Origin of the sequence: Kitasatospora sp. NPDC028055 (genome assembly GCF_040637885.1) — a bacterium.
GTDB lineage: Bacteria > Actinomycetota > Actinomycetes > Streptomycetales > Streptomycetaceae > Kitasatospora.
Window position 1 is genome coordinate 1 of the sequence record NZ_JBEZXE010000117.1, and the last position, 1,340, is coordinate 1,340.

At 74.9% G+C, this 1,340-nt stretch carries 2 protein-coding genes and 1 pseudogene; all 3 read left to right on the plus strand.

The window, feature by feature from the left end; translation table 11 throughout:
- The coding region (locus tag AB0F71_RS39885; protein ID WP_360246233.1) for a hypothetical protein at positions 1-292 on the plus strand (292 nt) is incomplete at its 5' end.
- A 219-nt stretch (positions 293-511) separates the two neighbouring features.
- Positions 512-1,024, plus strand: coding sequence for a SigE family RNA polymerase sigma factor (locus AB0F71_RS39890; protein ID WP_360246236.1), 513 nt, complete (start codon positions 512-514; stop codon positions 1,022-1,024).
- Positions 1,017-1,340: pseudogene (locus tag AB0F71_RS39895) on the plus strand (hypothetical protein); the annotation flags it as partial. The gene AB0F71_RS39890 and the pseudogene AB0F71_RS39895, both read left to right, overlap by 8 nt.

Below are 1,340 nucleotides of genomic sequence, written 5' to 3' on the forward strand. Positions count from 1 at the left end.
CGCCCCGGCCTCGATCGGAACCGTCTTCGTGCCGGCGACGGAGAAAGCAGCCGGGGTGGCCGGCGCGCGGGTGACGGACGAGCCACCGCCGGCGGCCGTCGGGGCGGCGGGCGCAGCGGAGGGCTGGCCCTGGGCCGTGGGGACGGCCGTGGGAGTGGGAGTGGGGGTGGAGCTACTGGTCGCGGCGGTGGCCGCTCCCCCCGCAGTCGCGATGACCGCGGCGGTGGCGGCGATGAGCGTGATCGGGCGGATACGCATGAATCCGTGTCCTTTCCTGCGGGCGTCCGGTTGATGCCCGCGCCCCGGTACGCCTGCCGACGCCCGGCGGGTCGCACCCCGCACACGTGATCCATGCCACAGGCCGTGGGTGCAACCCGGGGCCGGCGCTGGTGCGTACAGAGCGGGAAGCTCCGCCCACGCCGCACGGCTCCACCATCGCCGAGGAGTGCTTCCCCGCGAGCCGCCAGTGCCGCGAAGTGACCGACGGACAGCCCCGGAGGAGAGGCCCTTGATGACGCCACAGGAGTTCGACGCGTTCTACGCGGCGTCCTTCTCCCGCCTGACCGGGCAGCTCTACGCGCTGACCGGCAACTGGTCCGAAGCGCAGGACGTGGTGCAGGAGGCCTTCATCCGCGCGTGGGACCGAAGGCGCACCTTCGACCCGGACCACGCCCCGGAGGCGTGGATCCGGACCACGGCCCGGCGGCTGGCCGTCTCCCGCTGGCGGCGTCTGGCCCGGGGCCTGCACTTGGCCGGACGCCACCAGCACCGGGAACCACCCACCGTCGAGCCGCCCACCGAGGAGCACCTGATGCTGGTCACCGCGCTCCGCGACCTCCCCGAGGCACAGCGGAGCGCCTTGGTCCTGCACCACATGTGCGACCTCTCCGTCGAGCAGGTCGCGGCCGAGACGGGCGCCAGCGTCAGCGCCGTCAAGAGCCGCCTCGCCCGCGGCCGGACCGCGCTCGCGGCCAGACTCGCCGACCGGATCCCGACCAGCGCGGAAGGAAAGCTCAGTGTCTGACCCCACCCACGACCCCATCCACGACACCGTCGGCGACCGGCTGCGGCTGCTCGGCACCCAGCTGCCCGCACCGGCCCTGCCCGCCGCGGAGATCCGCCGACGCGCCGACCGGCGCCGCCACCGCCGGCACGCCCTGGGCGCGGCCGTGGCCTGCACCACGGCCGCCCTGTGCCTGGCTCTCCCGTCCGCGCCGCACTCAGCGGAACCACAACAGGGAGCGGTCACCACGGACGCCTCCCCCGCGTCGGCCTCCCCCCACCCCACGGCTGCTCTCTCCGTCGCCAGCACGAAGACGGTTCCGATCGAGGCCGGGGCC